This window comes from Achromobacter sp. (genome assembly GCF_050285565.1).
GTDB lineage: Bacteria > Pseudomonadota > Gammaproteobacteria > Burkholderiales > Burkholderiaceae_B > Achromobacter.
The window spans coordinates 41,738-56,056 of sequence record NZ_JBLZXG010000007.1 but is presented as its reverse complement, the minus strand read 5'-3'; the positions used below and the strand labels follow the sequence as shown (position 1 = coordinate 56,056).

Annotated in this window: 12 protein-coding genes, 1 tRNA gene and 1 pseudogene; 11 read left to right on the top strand and 3 right to left on the bottom strand. The window is 67.5% G+C overall.

The genetic code is table 11. The features are described 5' to 3' along the window. Positions 1 to 12: 12 nt before the first annotated feature. The 6 genes and pseudogenes from ACN6O8_RS15895 (at position 13) to ACN6O8_RS15870 (ending at position 5,296) form a co-directional block, all read left to right on the top strand. Positions 13 to 975 carry a hydroxymethylglutaryl-CoA lyase gene (locus ACN6O8_RS15895; protein WP_427991997.1) on the top strand — a complete coding sequence of 321 codons (963 nt, stop codon included), beginning with the start codon at positions 13 to 15 and terminating at the stop codon, positions 973 to 975. A gap of 67 nt (positions 976 to 1,042) precedes the next feature. Further along, positions 1,043 to 2,029 (top strand): Bug family tripartite tricarboxylate transporter substrate binding protein, encoded by a 987-nt coding sequence (locus ACN6O8_RS15890; protein ID WP_427991996.1) that lies wholly within the window; start codon positions 1,043 to 1,045, stop codon positions 2,027 to 2,029. A gap of 77 nt (positions 2,030 to 2,106) precedes the next feature. Then, positions 2,107 to 2,180, top strand: a tRNA-Gly gene (locus ACN6O8_RS15885). Positions 2,181 to 2,418: 238 nt separating this feature from the next. Beyond that, positions 2,419 to 2,964: pseudogene (locus ACN6O8_RS15880) on the top strand (tyrosine-type recombinase/integrase); the annotation flags it as partial. A gap of 142 nt (positions 2,965 to 3,106) precedes the next feature. Further along, positions 3,107 to 4,162 carry a DUF72 domain-containing protein gene (locus tag ACN6O8_RS15875; RefSeq protein WP_427991995.1) on the top strand — a complete coding sequence of 352 codons (1,056 nt, stop codon included), beginning with the start codon at positions 3,107 to 3,109 and terminating at the stop codon, positions 4,160 to 4,162. Positions 4,163 to 4,240: 78 nt separating this feature from the next. Next, a complete protein-coding gene (locus tag ACN6O8_RS15870) occupies positions 4,241 to 5,296 on the top strand; it encodes an RNA methyltransferase (RefSeq protein WP_427991994.1) in 1,056 nt (351 codons plus the stop codon). A gap of 42 nt (positions 5,297 to 5,338) precedes the next feature. Here ACN6O8_RS15870 and ACN6O8_RS15865 read toward each other — a convergent pair whose 3' ends face one another. Beyond that, complete coding sequence (locus tag ACN6O8_RS15865; protein WP_427991993.1) at positions 5,339 to 5,911, bottom strand: GNAT family N-acetyltransferase; 573 nt, start codon at positions 5,909 to 5,911, stop codon at positions 5,339 to 5,341. A 91-nt stretch (positions 5,912 to 6,002) separates the two neighbouring features. Then, a complete protein-coding gene (locus ACN6O8_RS15860; RefSeq protein WP_427991992.1) occupies positions 6,003 to 6,701 on the bottom strand; it encodes a Crp/Fnr family transcriptional regulator in 699 nt (232 codons plus the stop codon). A 217-nt stretch (positions 6,702 to 6,918) separates the two neighbouring features. Between ACN6O8_RS15860 and ACN6O8_RS15855 the strand changes: the two genes are divergently transcribed. The 5 genes from ACN6O8_RS15855 to ACN6O8_RS15835 all read left to right on the top strand — a co-directional run bounded on the left by ACN6O8_RS15855 (position 6,919) and on the right by ACN6O8_RS15835 (position 13,102). Further along, the gene (locus ACN6O8_RS15855; protein WP_427991991.1) at positions 6,919 to 8,142 is read left to right on the top strand and encodes an ABC transporter substrate-binding protein; all 1,224 of its coding nucleotides are present in this window, start codon (positions 6,919 to 6,921) and stop codon (positions 8,140 to 8,142) included. A 10-nt stretch (positions 8,143 to 8,152) separates the two neighbouring features. Then, positions 8,153 to 9,067 (top strand): 3-keto-5-aminohexanoate cleavage protein, encoded by a 915-nt coding sequence (locus ACN6O8_RS15850; RefSeq protein ID WP_427991990.1) that lies wholly within the window; start codon positions 8,153 to 8,155, stop codon positions 9,065 to 9,067. 37 nt (positions 9,068 to 9,104) lie between these two features. Further along, a complete protein-coding gene (locus ACN6O8_RS15845; RefSeq protein ID WP_427991989.1) occupies positions 9,105 to 9,881 on the top strand; it encodes an SDR family oxidoreductase in 777 nt (258 codons plus the stop codon). A gap of 282 nt (positions 9,882 to 10,163) precedes the next feature. Beyond that, the gene (locus tag ACN6O8_RS15840; RefSeq protein WP_427991988.1) at positions 10,164 to 11,483 is read left to right on the top strand and encodes an ATP-binding protein; all 1,320 of its coding nucleotides are present in this window, start codon (positions 10,164 to 10,166) and stop codon (positions 11,481 to 11,483) included. A gap of 86 nt (positions 11,484 to 11,569) precedes the next feature. Beyond that, positions 11,570 to 13,102: an argininosuccinate lyase gene (locus tag ACN6O8_RS15835; RefSeq protein ID WP_427991987.1), complete on the top strand. Its 1,533-nt coding sequence runs from the start codon at positions 11,570 to 11,572 to the stop codon at positions 13,100 to 13,102. A gap of 15 nt (positions 13,103 to 13,117) precedes the next feature. Here the strand turns inward: ACN6O8_RS15835 and prpF are convergent, their stop codons facing one another. Further along, positions 13,118 to 14,302 carry a 2-methylaconitate cis-trans isomerase PrpF gene (prpF, locus tag ACN6O8_RS15830; protein WP_427991986.1) on the bottom strand — a complete coding sequence of 395 codons (1,185 nt, stop codon included), beginning with the start codon at positions 14,300 to 14,302 and terminating at the stop codon, positions 13,118 to 13,120. Between the last annotated feature and the right edge of the window lie 17 nt (positions 14,303 to 14,319).

Below are 14,319 nucleotides of genomic sequence, written 5' to 3'. Positions count from 1 at the left end.
GAGGATGCACCCATGAACCCCGGTTCCCCCGTCCTGGAAATCAACGAGGTTGGCCCGCGCGATGGCTTGCAGATCGAAGCGCGCATGGTGCCCACCGAAGATAAGATCGCCTTCGTCGATGCATTGTCCGATTGCGGCTTTGCCCGCATCGAGGTCACCAGCTTCACCTCGCCCAAGGCGATCCCGGCCCTGGCCGACGCCGGCGCGGTGATGCAGGGTATCCGCCGCCGGCCGGGCGTGATCTACACCGCGCTGGTGCCGAACATCCGCGGCCTGGAGCGGGCGCTGGAAGCCGGCGTCGATGAGATGAACCTGGTCATGTCGTGCAGCGAGACGCACAACCGCGCCAACCTGCGCATGACCCGCCAGCAGTCGTTCGACGAGCTCAGTCAGGTGCTGGCCGCCGCCGCGCCCGCCGGCGCGCCGTGCAACGTGTCGCTGTCGACCGCGTTCGGCTGTCCGTTCGATGGCGACGTGCCAGCGGCGCAGGTGCTGGATCTGGCGGCCCGGCTGGTGGATGCCGGCGCCCGCGGCATCACGCTGTGCGACACCACCGGCATGGCCTATCCCACCCAGGTGGGCGCGCTGTGCGCGGACGCCGCGCGGCGCCTGCCGGGCGCCGCGCTCACCGTCCACCTGCACAATACGCGCGGCATGGCGCTGGCCAACGCCGTTGCCGCCTGGCAGGCGGGCATCGTCCGCTTCGACGCCGCCGCCGGCGGCCTGGGCGGATGCCCGTACGCGCCGGGCGCCAGCGGCAACGTCAACACCGAGGAACTGGTCCACATGTTCGAGTGCATGGGCGTGGAGACGGGCGTGTCGCTTGAGCGGCTGCTCGCCATCCTGCGCGGGCTGCCGGGGTTGGTCGGCCGCGAGCTGCCCATGCCATTGCTGCGGGCCGGGTCGCGCCTGGCCGCGCATGCGCCGCCCGCCTGGCTGGCCGAGCGGTTCGGGCCGGCCGCCGAGTCCGCATAGGCTTTCGCTTTACGCCACGCGCCCGCCATCGGGTGCTTCATATAAAAAACAGCAAGGAGACAACCGCATGACCGCATTCCGTCCCGTTCCCGCCCTGCGTGCCTGCGCCCTCGCGCTGGGCCTGGCCGCCGCCGGCGCCGCCCAGGCGCAGGCGGACTTTCCCAATCGCCCCGTGACGCTGATCGTGTCCGCCGCGCCGGGCGGCACCACCGACATCGCCGCCCGGCTCATCGCCCAGCCGCTGGGCGCCGCTCTCGGGCAGAGCGTCGTCGTGGAAAACAAGCCGGGCGCTTCCGGCGGCATCGCCGCCCAGGCCGTCGCCCGCGCCAAGCCCGACGGCTACACGCTGCTGCTGCAATATTCGGGCTTTCAGGTCATTACCCCGCACGTCACGCCGACCTCCGGCTGGGACCCGATCAAGGACTTCGCGCCGGTGGCCAATGTGCTGTCCGCGCCCCAGGTGGTGGTGGTGCGGCCGGATCTGCCGATCAAGTCGCTCAAGGAACTGGTGGCGTACGCCAAGGCCAACCCCGGCAAGCTCAACTACGCCTCGTCCGGCAACGGTTCGTTGCAGCAGGTCGCCACCGAACTGCTCAATCAGATGGCGGGCACGCAAATCACGCACATCCCGTACAAGGGCACCGGCCCGGCCCTGAACGACCTGCTGGGCGGCGCCGTCGACATGACCATCACCACGCCGCCGCCGCTGCTGGGCCAGATCGCCGCCGGCAAGCTGCGCGCGCTGGCCGTCACCGGCAACACGCGCCTGGCGTCGCTGCCCGACGTGCCCACCGCCGCCGAAGCTGGTTATCCCGACCTGATCGTTTCGTCCTGGTTCGCCATGTATGCGCCCAAGGATACGCCGGCTCCGGTGGTGGACAAGATCGCCGGTGAAATCCAGAAGATCATGCAGACCGACGCTTTCCGCCAGAAGGCGGCCGAGCAGGGCGCGGAGGCGGAATTCATGGGGCCGAAGGCGCTGGGCGACTACACCCAGGCCGAGCTGGACCGCTGGGGCAAGGTGGTCAAGGCGGCGGGAATCACGGCTAATTGAGGCCGGCGGCGCGGGCGGAAAACCCGCGCTATAATTTGCGCCTCTGCCCCGGCCCTGCGTCGGGGCACGACATCCGAGCGGGTGTAGTTCAATGGTAGAACGGCAGCTTCCCAAGCTTCATACGAGGGTTCGATTCCCTTCACCCGCTCCACTTCAACTTTCCACGGCGTTCCAAGTAAGTCCATGGAGTGTCGCAAGTCATTGTCGCGGTTCGTTTTTTCCGGAAATTCCTTTCCAGTGACGTCCAGCGAAATCCACTGAAAGCCGGTCCAAACTGGTACAAAAAGTGGCCCAGGCAATGCGCGAACTTCCCTTGCCGCATTGTTGCTGGAGGAGCAGGATCCCGATAGGAAGCATGGCACTCAACTCGCTTTCACGGAGTTGGGATCATGCTTTTGGACCTCATGGCCCGGCAGGCCAAGTCGACCGGCAAGCCATACGCGCTGGCCGACTTCGACGGCCTCTATCTCTACGTTTCTGCCATCCGCACCAAGGCTTGGCACTTCCGCTATTCGTGGTTTGGCAAGCATGAGCGCATCACCCTCGGCAACTATCCCGCGCTCTCCCTGAAGGACGCTCGTGCGCTTCGCGATGAAGCCCGCTCGCTGCTCGCCAAGGGTGTCAATCCCACAGCGAACGCAAGCGCAAGCGGCACGCGATCGTCCTGGCCGGCGAGCACACCTTCATGGCCGTCTACGAGCAATGGCTAACCCGTCCCGGGACCTGGAAGTGATCGCGCTGCCCTTGCGACCGGTCGAACAAAACCCGTCCTGCGCATGCGCGAGTTGCCGGTCATTCTGCACACGCTGCGCAAGTACCGCGGGCGCTTGAACACGCAGTTGGGCATCCGGCTGCTGATGCTTACCGGCGTGCGCACGGGCGAGCTGCGCTTGGCCACGCCCGATCAGTTTCACCTCGACCGGGGCCTTTGGATCACCGCCGTGCGCCTGACCAACTCCTCGCCTCACCGAATCGACCTCGATCCACGGACGCTGCAAGGCGATTTCGTGGCCGCATGCCGAGCGCCTGGCGTGATTCAAGTACCCTATAGCCCATCCCCGCGACCGTACGACAAGCATGCAAGACGATCTTTTCGGAGAGGCGCTACCGGTGCCGCCGGCCAACGCCTCGCGGCCGGCAGCGCCGCGCGACAATCCCGACCTTTCCGCCCTGCGGAGCATGGCCAAAGTGCTTCCCGCGCCCGCGGGGCAAGAATGGCGCGCGCTCGCGCGGCAGTTGCCCACACAGTTGCGCTTTGGCGTCTCCACCTGGTCATACCCCGGCTGGGAAGGGCTGGTCTGGGACGGCGAATACGATTCGAGCACGCTGTCCAGGCACGGCCTTGGCGCCTACCATCAGCATCCGCTTTTGCGCACGGTCTGCGTGGACCGCACGTTCTGGCAACCGCTGACGGCGAGCCAGTATGCCGGTTATGCGGGGCAGGTCGATGATGATTTCCGCTTCGTCGTCAAATGTCCCTCCAGCGTTACCGATGCCCAGGTGCGTGGCGAGGAAGGCAGGACGCGCGAGGCCAACCCGCTTTTCCTCGATCCGTCGCTGGCGGTCCAGGACTTCGTGCGGCCGGCGCTCGAAGGCCTGGGGGCCAAGCTCGGCGTCCTGGTGTTCCAGTTGAGCCCGCTGCCGCTGGGCTTGCTGAGCCGCTCGGCATCGCTGTTCGAGAAGCTGGGGCGCATGCTGGCCGCTGTGCGGGAGGCATTGTCCGCGCACCAGGGCGTGATCGTCGCGGTGGAAGTGCGGGACCCGGAACTGCTGAGCCAGGCGATGGTGGACACGCTCAAGGCGCATGGGGCCACTTTCTGCCTGGGGCTGCATGGCAAGATGCCGCCGATCGACGCGCAACTGCCGATGCTGCGCGCGCTATGGCCGGGGCCGCTGGTCTGCCGCTGGAACCTGAACCGCGTTTTCGGCGCATACGGCTATGCCGACGCGCAGAAGAAGCATGATCCGTTCAATGCCCTTCTTAGCGAGGACCTCCCCACGCGCACGGTGCTGGCGCGCACGATTCGCGGCATTACGGGCGCGGGCCAGCCGGCCTACGTGACGGTCAGCAACGACGCCGAGGGCTGCGCGCCGCTGTCAATCCAGAAGCTGGCCCAGGCCATTGCGGGCTAGATCGGGCCCGCCCGGTTCGTCATGCGGGGCGCCGAGCTTGCCGAGCGGGCGTGCCGGGCGGGGTAAAATTCGCTCCCCATGCGCTACGCCGATTTCCACCAACGTCTCGCCGCCCTAGGCGCCCAGCCTGCTCATCGCGGCCGGGTCATGCGCGCCTGGCTGACTGGTCAGGCGTTCGACAGTGACACGTGGCGGCGGCGCTTCGACAACTATCTGCCGTTGGCGCTGCGCCAGGCGCTGCCCGCCCTGGCGGCGGAACTGGATGGCCTGGCCCGCGTCCGTTCCGAACATGCCGGCCACGATGGCTCGCGCCTGCTGGTCGATCTGGCCGACGGCCAGATGGTGGAAAGCGTGCTGCTGCCGCGCGACGGACTCTGTGTGTCCACCCAGGTCGGCTGCGCGGTCGGCTGTCGGTTCTGCATGACCGGCAAGAGCGGGCTGATCCGCCAGGTGGCCAGCATGGAGATTCTGGCGCAGGTGGTGCTGGCGCGGCGCTTGCGCGCGGTCAAGAAAGTGGTCTTCATGGGCATGGGCGAACCGGCGCACAATCTGGACAACGTGCTGGAAGCCATCGACCTGCTGGGCACCGAAGGCAACATCGGCCACAAGAACCTGGTGTTCTCCACCGTGGGCGATCCGCGCGTGTTCGAGGCGCTGCCGCGTCAGCGTGTCAAGCCGGCCCTGGCGCTGTCGCTGCATACGACCCGGGCCGACCTGCGCGAGCACCTGCTGCCGCGCGCGCCGAAGATCGCGCCTCGGGAACTGGTGGAACTGGGCGAGCGCTACGCCCGTGACACCGGCTACCCGATCCAGTATCAGTGGACGCTGCTCAAGGGCATCAATGACGGCGATGACGAACTCGACGCCATCCCGGGCCTGCTCAAGGGCAAGTTCGGCGTGCTCAACGTGATTCCCTTCAACAGCCTGGAAGGCGACGACTACCAGCGCCCCGAGACCGAACGCATCCGCGAGATCGTGCGCACGCTGCATCGCCGTGGCGTGCTGACCAAGATACGGAACAGCGCCGGGCAGGATGTGGATGGCGGCTGTGGCCAATTGCGCGCCCGCGCCGTGGGGGCCGAGCAGGTGGTGCAACTGCGCCGCAACCGCGCGGCCAGGCAGGAAGCCGCGTAGACCGGCCTGGCCGGGAACGCGGTGGCGCGGCGTCGCGGCCGATCACGCGTCGGCGGGATTGATCAGCGAAGTCAGCACGTGGTCGGCCCAGGCGCCGTTGATCTTCAGATAGGCGCGAGCCATGCCTTCGCGCTCGAACCCCAGGCTGTTCAGCAGACGCGCGCTGCGCGTGTTCTCGGGCCGGTGGTTCGCCATGATGCGGTGCAGCCTGTGTTCGGTAAACATGAAATGTGTCGCGGCGGCGAGGCATTCCCGCATCAGTCCCTGGCCTTGGCGATCTTGCGCGAGCGAGAAGCCGAGATGGCAGGCCTGGAAAACCCCCCGCACGATATTGGTGAAGTTGCAGGTGCCGACCAGGCTGTCGTCGATCCTGTCGAACAGCAGTAGGTGCACCGCCTGCCCGGCGGCGGCGCTCATCTGCATCGCGGCCAGCCGTTCTTCGGTCGACGAGGCGGTGTAGAACGCGTCGGGCCGGGCCGGTTCCCACGGCTGCAGGTGGGCCCGGTTGGCAAGGTGGTACGCCAGCAAGGCGGGGGCATGCTGGCGAATCGCCGGCCGCAGTGACAGGCGTGGCGTGATCAGGGGACGGGCCGGTGCCGTCGGGGCGGGCATCATGGGTCGATGAATGGCGAGCAACGAAAGGCGCAAAGATACCGCGAATGGGGCGGGGCTGCGCAAACGCGTCGGGTTGACGGCCCCGGCTCGGCTATGCCGGCATGTCGGCCGGGTGGTCCGCCGGTTCGCGGTTCAGCTTGGCATGCCGGTACAACGCTTCCCGGTCCACGATCGTCATGCCGCCATAGTGCGTCTGCAAGACGCCTTCGCGCGCCAGCCGCGTCAGCGCGGCGTTGCAGCGTTGGCGCGACACGCCGCACAGGCCGGCGATTTCTTCCTGCGAGATCTTGAGGCGGCCGTTGGTGCCGGAGTGCTGTTCGGCGTTCAGTTGCGCGGCGACTGCGCGGGCCACCGTGGTGTCCACGTCCAGCAGCACGTTGCCGGTGTAGCAGGCCATCAGCCAATTGACGCGCTGCGCCAGGTGTGTCATCAGCGCCTTGGTGAACTCGATGTTGTGGTTCCACAGGCGCTCGCAGGTGTCGCGCGGCAGGATCGCGATCTGGCTCGGGCGCAGCGCCACCACTTCATACTCGAACGGTTCGCGGCGGATCATGGTGGCCTCGCCGAACCAACTGCCGGTGCTGAAGCCGGCCAGCGACAGCGATTTGCCGTCGGAGCCGCGCGACGACCATTTCACCAGGCCGTCCACCACCCCGTACCAGCCCAGCGATTTCGAGCCTTCGCGGAACAGGCGCTCGCCCGCCTGCAATGACACCACCCGCAACTCGGCCCGCACCAGGTCGCGTTCCAGGCGCGGCAGGCCGTTGTACCAGGGTACGACAGCCAGCATCCGGTCCAGCGGGTCTTGCCTGGATCGCCGTTTCGGGCTGGCAGGTTCATGGCCGCTTGCGGCTGCCGCTACGCGCATGGTTGTCCCCGTTCCGCCGTGGTGAGGGCGCCCAGGTAAACCCTAGGGCGCTTTGTCAACATGATGACTGTTCGCATTTGGGGCCAGTCCGAGAATATTCGGGGCCCCAGAGCCAAAAAAACCATAAGAGGAGACAAGTATGTTGTCAATGCCACGCAGGTTTTCGCGCGCGGTCCTGGCCGGCGCCATCGCCGGCGCGCTGCTGCATGCGGGCGCGGCCCGGGCGCAGATTTCCGACGACGTGATCCGGATCGGTTTCATCACCGACATGTCGGGCGTCTATTCGGGGCCGGACGGCCCGGGCGGGGCCGAGGCCATCAAGATGGCCATCGAGGAGATGGGCGGCCAGATCAACGGCAAGAAGATCGAACTGTTGACGGCGGACCACCAGAACAAGGCCGACATCGCGTCGGCCAAGGCGCGCGAATGGTTCGACCAGCGCGGCCTGGACATGCTGATCGGCGGCACTAATTCCAGCACGGCGCTGGCGATGTCGAAGGTGGCGGCCGACAAGAAAAAGCCCATCATCGTGGTCGGCGCGGGCGCGCCGGCGCTGACCAACGAGCAGTGCACGCCCTACACGCTGAACTACGCCTACGACACCGTGGCGCAGGCGCGCGGCACCGGCGCGGCGGTGGTGAAGGCGGGCGGCAAGAGCTGGTACATCCTGACGGCCGACTACGCCTTCGGTCACGCCTTGCAGGCCGATACCACCAAGGTAGTGGAGGCGGGCGGCGGCAAGGTGGTCGGGTCGGTCAAGCATCCGCTGTCGACCAGCGACTTCTCGTCGTTCCTGCTGCAGGCGCAGGCCAGCAAGGCCGAGATCCTGGCGCTGGCCAATGCCGGCGCGGACGCCACCAACGCGATCAAGGCGGCCAACGAATTCGGCCTGACCAAGACAATGCGGCTGGCCGGCATGATCATGTTCATCAACGACATCCACGCCATGGGCCTGCCGACGGCGCAGGGCATGTACCTGACCGACAGTTGGTACTGGAACGCCTCGGACGAGACGCGGGCCTGGGCGCAGAAGTTCTACGAGCGCCGCAACGCCATGCCGTCGTCGCTGCAGGCGGCTGATTATTCGGCGGCCATCCAGTACCTGCGCGCGGTCAAGGCCACCGGCACCGACGATGCCGACAAGGTGCTGGCCTATCTGCGCGAGAACAAGCTCGACGATGTCTACATCAAGAACGGCGTGGTGCGCCCGGACGGGCGCGTGGTGCATGACATGTACCTGCTGCAGGTCAAGACGCCCGAGGAATCGAAGGCGCCCTGGGACTACTTCAAGGTGGTGCAGACCATCGACGGCAACGAAGCCTTCACCACCAAGGCCGAGACCCGCTGCACCCTCTGGAAATAAGAGAACCGCCATGGCAAAACGCAAAGTGATCGTGACCATTGCCCCCACCGGGGGCATGGCGTTCAAGAGCCAGAACCCGCATCTGCCAACCCAGCCGGCCGAGATCGCCGCGGACGTCTACCGTTGCTACAACGCCGGGGCCAGCGTGGTCGCGCTGCACGCGCGCCGTCCCGACGACCAGGCCACCTGCGACGCGGCCATCTATCGCGACATGAACCAGCGCATCCGCGAGCGCTGCGACATCGTGCTGAACAATTCCACCGGCGGCGGCGTGCATGGCGACATGGTCAGGGAGACCACGCCGGGCACCTGGGAGATCCTGTGGGAGGAGCGCCTGAAGGGCATGGATGCCGGCGCCGAGATGTGCACGCTGGACGCTACCACGCTGAACCTGGCTTTCGGCGACCGCGAATACCTGATGAACACGCCCCTGACCCGCGCGCGCGAGCTGGCGGCCGGCATGAAGGCGCGCGGCATCAAGCCCGAGTGGGAGGTGTTCAGCCCGACGCACATCCTGCAGGATGCGACCACGCTGATCAACGAAGGGCTGGACGAGGAACCGCATTTCATCAACCTGGTGATGAACGTGCACCGCAACTTCCAGAATGCGATGCCGTTTTCGCCGCGCCACCTGCAGATGATGGTGGACTTGCTGCCCAAGAACAGCATCTTCTGCGTCAGCGGCATCGGGCCGTCGCAACTGGAGGCCAACATCAGCGCCCTGCTGCTGGGCGGACATGCGCGGGTGGGGCTGGAGGACAACCTGTACTACCGCCATGGCGAACTGGCGACCAATGTGCAACTGACCGAGCGCATCGTGCGCATCATTCGCGAACTGGACATGGAGCCCGCCACGCCCGCCGAGGCGCGCGAGATCATGGGATTGCCGCTGCGTAGCGGCGTGCGGCCGGAATTCGCGCTGTGAGGCACGGCGGCGCGGGTTTTCGAGGGGGAATAGCCTGATGATCGAATCGTTGAAGGGCAAGCGGGTGCTGATCACCGCCGGGGCGGCGGGCATCGGCCTGGCCATCGCGCGCAAGTTCCTGGCCTCGGGCGCGCAGGTGCACATCTGCGATGTGGCCGCGCAGGCGGTGCAGGCGGCGGTGCAGGCGCATCCCGGCTTGAGCGGCAGCGTCACGGACGTGGCCGATGAAGCCCAGGTGCTGGCCATGTTCGCGGATCTGGCCCGGCGCTGGGGCGCGCTGGACGCGCTGGTGAACAACGCCGGCATCTCGGGCCCCACCAGCCGGCTCGAAGACACCGAGCTGGCGGCCTGGCAGGCCACGCTGAACGTGAACCTGACGGGCGCCTTCCTGTGCGCGCGCAGCGCGGTGCCGCTGCTGCGCGAGGCGGGCGGCGGGGCCATCATCAACATCTCGTCGGTCGCGGGCCGCCTGGGCTTTTCGCTGCGCAGCCCCTACAGCGCCAGCAAGTTCGGGCTGGCCGGGCTGACGCAGACCTGGGCGATGGAGCTGGGGCCGTCCGGCATCCGCGTCAACTCGGTGCTGCCGGGCGTGGTGGCGGGCGACCGCGTGGAACGCATCATCGCCGCGCGCGCGGCGGCCGGCGGCGTCAGCCACGACGCCATGCGCGCGCGGTTGGTGGAGAAAGTGTCGCTGCGCAAGATGACCCAGCCCGAGGACATCGCCAATCAGGTGGCGTTCCTGTGTTCGGACGAGGGCGCGATGATCAGCGGCCAAAGCATTTCGGTTTGCGGCAACGTCGAATATCTCGGGTGATGGCGTAGCGGCCGGCGCGCCATGTCCGCACGCCGCGCCGTGATGCCGGCGGCGCGCTCGGCCCGCGCCGCGCCGTCATGTCGCGCGCGCTAGGCCCGCGCCGCGCGTTAACGGTTTTTCACAAAAGCCACACAAAAACCGGCGGAACCCGCGCCGGCTCTTTTCCTATCATCCCCAGGCGCCACGCCGGCTGCGCGCTGCCGGCCGCCGTGCCCGCGCGCCGCGCCTTCTTCCCTTGCCCCTGTCCTCGCTCGCGCCCTGACGCCGGCCCGAAGGCTTTTGATGCTCAAATTTCTCGTTCGCCTTGTCGTCGTGGTCCTGATCAGTCTCGGCCTGGCCTACCTGTTCCTGGACAAGGGGCTGGGGACGCTGCTCAAGCCGATGGTGGAGGAGGTTGCGTTCCAGTCGCTGCGCGGCCAGTTTCACGAATTGCACGCGCGCCTGGACGCGGTGGCCCCGGCGCAGCGCGACAGCGTGCTGCGCGAGCAGGTGCAGCCCCATTACGGCATCGCGATGCGGGTCTTGCGTGGCGACCAGGTGCATCTGACCGATGACGAGCTTGAGCAGCGGCAGACCCTGGGCGTGGTGATGCGGGACGATTTCGATACGCACCTGGTGCCACTGCCCGGCGAACCCGCGCAATGGCTGGAATTGCGCCTGCCGAACGTGTTCGACACGGTGCTCGCGGTGTCCGTGTGGATCTGCCTGGGCGTGGTGGTGGTGGTCGGCCTGCTGGCGCTATGGGCGCTGCCGATGTGGCGCGACATGGACGCGTTGCGCAATGCGGCGCTGCGCATGGGGCAGGGAGAACTGAGCATGCGCGTGCGGCTGTCGCGCATCGCCGGCATCCGCCACGTCGGCGAGAGCTTCAATCAAATGGCCGAGCGCATTGCCGCCCTGATCGACAATCAGCGCAGCCTGACCAACGCCGTCTCGCACGAGTTGCGCACGCCGCTGGCGCGGCTGTCGTTCGAAGTCGACCTGCTGGCCCGCGATGGCCTGTCACCGGCGCATCAGCGCGTCTTGCGCGACATGCGCGCGGACATCGCGGAGCTGGAGAGCATGGTGGCGGAACTGCTGGTCTACGCCCGGCTGGAGCGTCCCATGGAGGAAACCGTGCGGCTGGAAACGGTGGACACACGCGACTGGCTGGGCGAGGCCCTGGCCCAGGTGGCCCATCAGGCCCAGGCCCGCAACGTGTGCTGCGTGGTGGCGGCCGGCCATCCGCCGCATGTCCGCCTGCATCCGCGCTACATGAGCCGGGCCCTGCTGAACCTGGTGCAGAACGCCGTGCGCTATGCCAGCGGCCGCGTCGATATCGCGCTGACGCACACGCCGCCGGGGCATTTCGAGTTGATCGTGGACGACGACGGGCCGGGCATTCCGGTGGCCGACCGCGAACGGATTTTCGAACCCTTCATCCGGCTCGACGAGAGCCGCGACCGCGGCACGGGCGGCGCGGGCCTGGGACTGGCGATCGTGCGACGCGTCGCGGCCGGTCACCGTGGCGCCGTCTGGGTCTGCGACAGCCCGATGGGGGGCGCGCGTTTCGTGCTGCGCTGGACGGTGACGCCGCCGGGTCAGGATGCGGCTGGCCGGTAGCGCGCCGGCTTGCATTTTGTGGCACACGGCGCGCAAAAATGGTGTTTGATACAGGGGTTCGTTTTTCCCATCATAACGAGAACACCATGAGACATTTCCTGCCCGCGCTGGGCGCAGCCCTCGTCTTGTCCCTCGGCGTCCACGCCGCCTCGGCCCAGCAGGCGGCGGCCCAGCCGCCGCGCGACCCCTTCTTCTGGCTGGGCGAGATCAACAAGGCCACGGCCGTCATCAATACCGACCAGGGGCTGCTCGACAAATCCATGGCGCCGCGCCTGGCGGCGGGCGTGGCCAAGGTGATCCATGACGGCAACCAGCCGGGCGCCAAGCGGCCGGCCAGCGTCATCACCTTCGAGCCGTTGCTGATCAAGGCGGCGGGCGAGGACGTGACGCTGCTGCACGCCGGCCGTTCCAGCCAGGACATGCACGCCACCTATCGCAGCGCCATCCTGCGCGACAAGCTGCTGGAGCTGGCGGATCAGCTCAATGCCACCTCGACCACGCTGGTGGAACTGGCCGCCAGGCACAGCGCCACCATCGTGCCCAACTACACCAACGGCGTGGCGGCCCAGCCCAACAGCTACGGCCACTACCTGCTGGGGCAGGCCGCCGGCCTGGCGCGCGACGCGCAGCGCATCCGCGAAGCCTATGTGCGCATCGACCGCTCACCCATGGGCACCACGGTGCTCAATGGCACCAGTTGGCCGCTCGACCGCAAGCGCATGGCGCAGTACCTGGGCTTCACGGCGCTGGTCGACAACGCCTATGACGCCTCGCAGATCTCGTCGATGGACCAGCCGGTGGAAGTGGCGTCGATTGTCACCAGCATCGCGCTGCGCACGGGCAACTTCGTCGAGGACGTGATGACGCAATATGCGCAGTCGCGTCCCTGGATCCTGCTGGAAGAGGGCGGCGGCAACACCTACGTGTCCAGCGCCATGCCGCAAAAGCGCAACCCCGGCCTGCTCAACGACACGCGCAGCGATGCCTCGACCGCGGTGACGCTGGCGATGGGGCCGGTGATCCAGACGCACAACATCACACCCGGCATGAGCGATCCCAAGGACGTCAAGCAGAACTCGGCCATGGTGGATGCCGGCATCGCGGCGCTCAAGCGCTGGGATCGCGTGCTCAAGGCCATGGTGATCAGCCCCGAGCGCGCGCTGGAGGAACTGAACAGCGACTGGACCGCCTCGCAGGAACTGGCCGACGTGCTGATGCGCAAGTACAAGCTGCCGTTCCGCGACGGCCACCATTTCGCCTCGGAGGTGGTGAGCTACGCCAAGGCCAACAACATCAAGCCGCTGGACTTCCCGTACGACCAGGCGCGCAGCATCTACGCCGAGGCGATGAAGGGTTCCAAGTACCCGAACGAACTGCCGATGAGCGAGGCCGAGTTCCGGTCGACGCTGGATCCGGTCGCCATCGTCAGGAACCGCGCCACCAGCGGCGGCCCGCAACCGGCGGAAATGGCGCGCATGATCAAAGAGGCGCGCGAACAACTGGCCGCGCAGGACAAGTGGATCAAGGAACGCCGCGCGCACATCGCCGACGCGCTGGCCAGGCTGGACAGGGACTTCGACGCGCTGGTGGCCAGCGCGCCGAAGGAAAAAACCCAGTAGGGCGCGGCCGGCGCCTCAGAAGCCGGACCGCGGCACGTGCACCCGGCCTTCCATCAGCACGCGCGCGCTGCGGCTCATGATGGCCTTGGTGACCGTCCATTCACCATCGATCAGTTGGGCCTGGGCGCCGACGCGCAGCGTGCCCGAGGGATGGCCGAAGTTGACCTGGTCGCGCTGCCCGCCGCCGGCCGCCAGGTTGACCAGCGTGCCGGGCACGGCGGCGGCGGTGGCGATGGCCACCGAGGCGGTGCCCATCATGGCGTGGTGCAGCTTGCCCATGGACAGGGCGCGCACCAGCACGTCGATATCGCCCGCGCCGATCTGCTTGCCGCTGGAGGCTGTGTAGGCCTTGGGGCCGGCCACGAAGGCCACCTTGGGCGTGTGCTGGCGCGCCGCCGCTTCTTCCAGGGTCTTGATCAGCCCCATGCGCAGCGCGCCATGGGCGCGGATGGTCTCGAAGCGCGCCAGCGCGGCGGCGTCGCCGTTGATGTCGTCCTGCAGTTCGGTGCCGGTGTAGCCCAGGTCTTCGGCATTCAGGAAGATGGTGGGGATGCCGGAGTTGATCATGGTGGCCTTGAAGGTGCCCACGCCGGGCACTTGCAGGTCGTCCACCAGGTTGCCGGTGGGAAACATCGAGCCGCCGTCGCCTTCCTCGGCCGGGTTCAGGAATTCCAGTTGCAGTTCCGCGGCCGGGAAGGTCACGCCGTCCAGCTCGAAGTCGCCGGTTTCCTGCACCGCGCCGTCGGTGATGGGCACGTGGGCGATGATGGTCTTCTGGATGTTGGCCTGCCAGATGCGCACCACGGCGATGCCGTCGCGCGGCACGCGGGCCGGATCGACCAGGCCATTGGTGATGGCGAAGGGGCCGACGGCGGCCGACAGGTTGCCGCAGTTGCCGCTCCAGTCGACGAAGGCCTGGTCGATCGAGACCTGGCCGAACAGGTAGTCGACGTCATGCTCGGGCCGGCTGCTCTTGCCGATGATGACGGTCTTGCTGGTGCTGGAGGTGGCCGCGCCCATGCCGTCGATCTGCTTGCCGTAGGGGTCGGGGCTGCCGATGACGCGCAGCAGCAGCGCGTCGCGCGCCGGGCCCGGCACGCGGGCGGATTCGGGCAGGTCGTCGAGCTTGAAGAACACGCCTTTGCTGGTGCCGCCGCGCATGTACGTGGCGGGAATCTTGATCTGGGGGGCATGGGCCATGGGGGGCAGTCCTGATG

Coding starts and splice junctions, on each gene's coding strand:
- ACN6O8_RS15860 (WP_427991992.1), bottom strand. CDS start 6,701: ATGCTGGCTGTCGTACCCTGGTACAACGGCCTGCCGCGCCTGGAACGC.
- ACN6O8_RS15875 (WP_427991995.1), top strand. CDS start 3,107: ATGCAAGACGATCTTTTCGGAGAGGCGCTACCGGTGCCGCCGGCCAAC.
- ACN6O8_RS15895 (WP_427991997.1), top strand. CDS start 13: ATGAACCCCGGTTCCCCCGTCCTGGAAATCAACGAGGTTGGCCCGCGC.
- ACN6O8_RS15850 (WP_427991990.1), top strand. CDS start 8,153: ATGGCAAAACGCAAAGTGATCGTGACCATTGCCCCCACCGGGGGCATG.
- ACN6O8_RS15845 (WP_427991989.1), top strand. CDS start 9,105: ATGATCGAATCGTTGAAGGGCAAGCGGGTGCTGATCACCGCCGGGGCG.
- ACN6O8_RS15865 (WP_427991993.1), bottom strand. CDS start 5,911: ATGATGCCCGCCCCGACGGCACCGGCCCGTCCCCTGATCACGCCACGC.
- ACN6O8_RS15890 (WP_427991996.1), top strand. CDS start 1,043: ATGACCGCATTCCGTCCCGTTCCCGCCCTGCGTGCCTGCGCCCTCGCG.
- ACN6O8_RS15855 (WP_427991991.1), top strand. CDS start 6,919: ATGTTGTCAATGCCACGCAGGTTTTCGCGCGCGGTCCTGGCCGGCGCC.
- ACN6O8_RS15840 (WP_427991988.1), top strand. CDS start 10,164: ATGCTCAAATTTCTCGTTCGCCTTGTCGTCGTGGTCCTGATCAGTCTC.
- ACN6O8_RS15870 (WP_427991994.1), top strand. CDS start 4,241: ATGCGCTACGCCGATTTCCACCAACGTCTCGCCGCCCTAGGCGCCCAG.
- prpF (WP_427991986.1), bottom strand. CDS start 14,302: ATGGCCCATGCCCCCCAGATCAAGATTCCCGCCACGTACATGCGCGGC.
- ACN6O8_RS15835 (WP_427991987.1), top strand. CDS start 11,570: ATGAGACATTTCCTGCCCGCGCTGGGCGCAGCCCTCGTCTTGTCCCTC.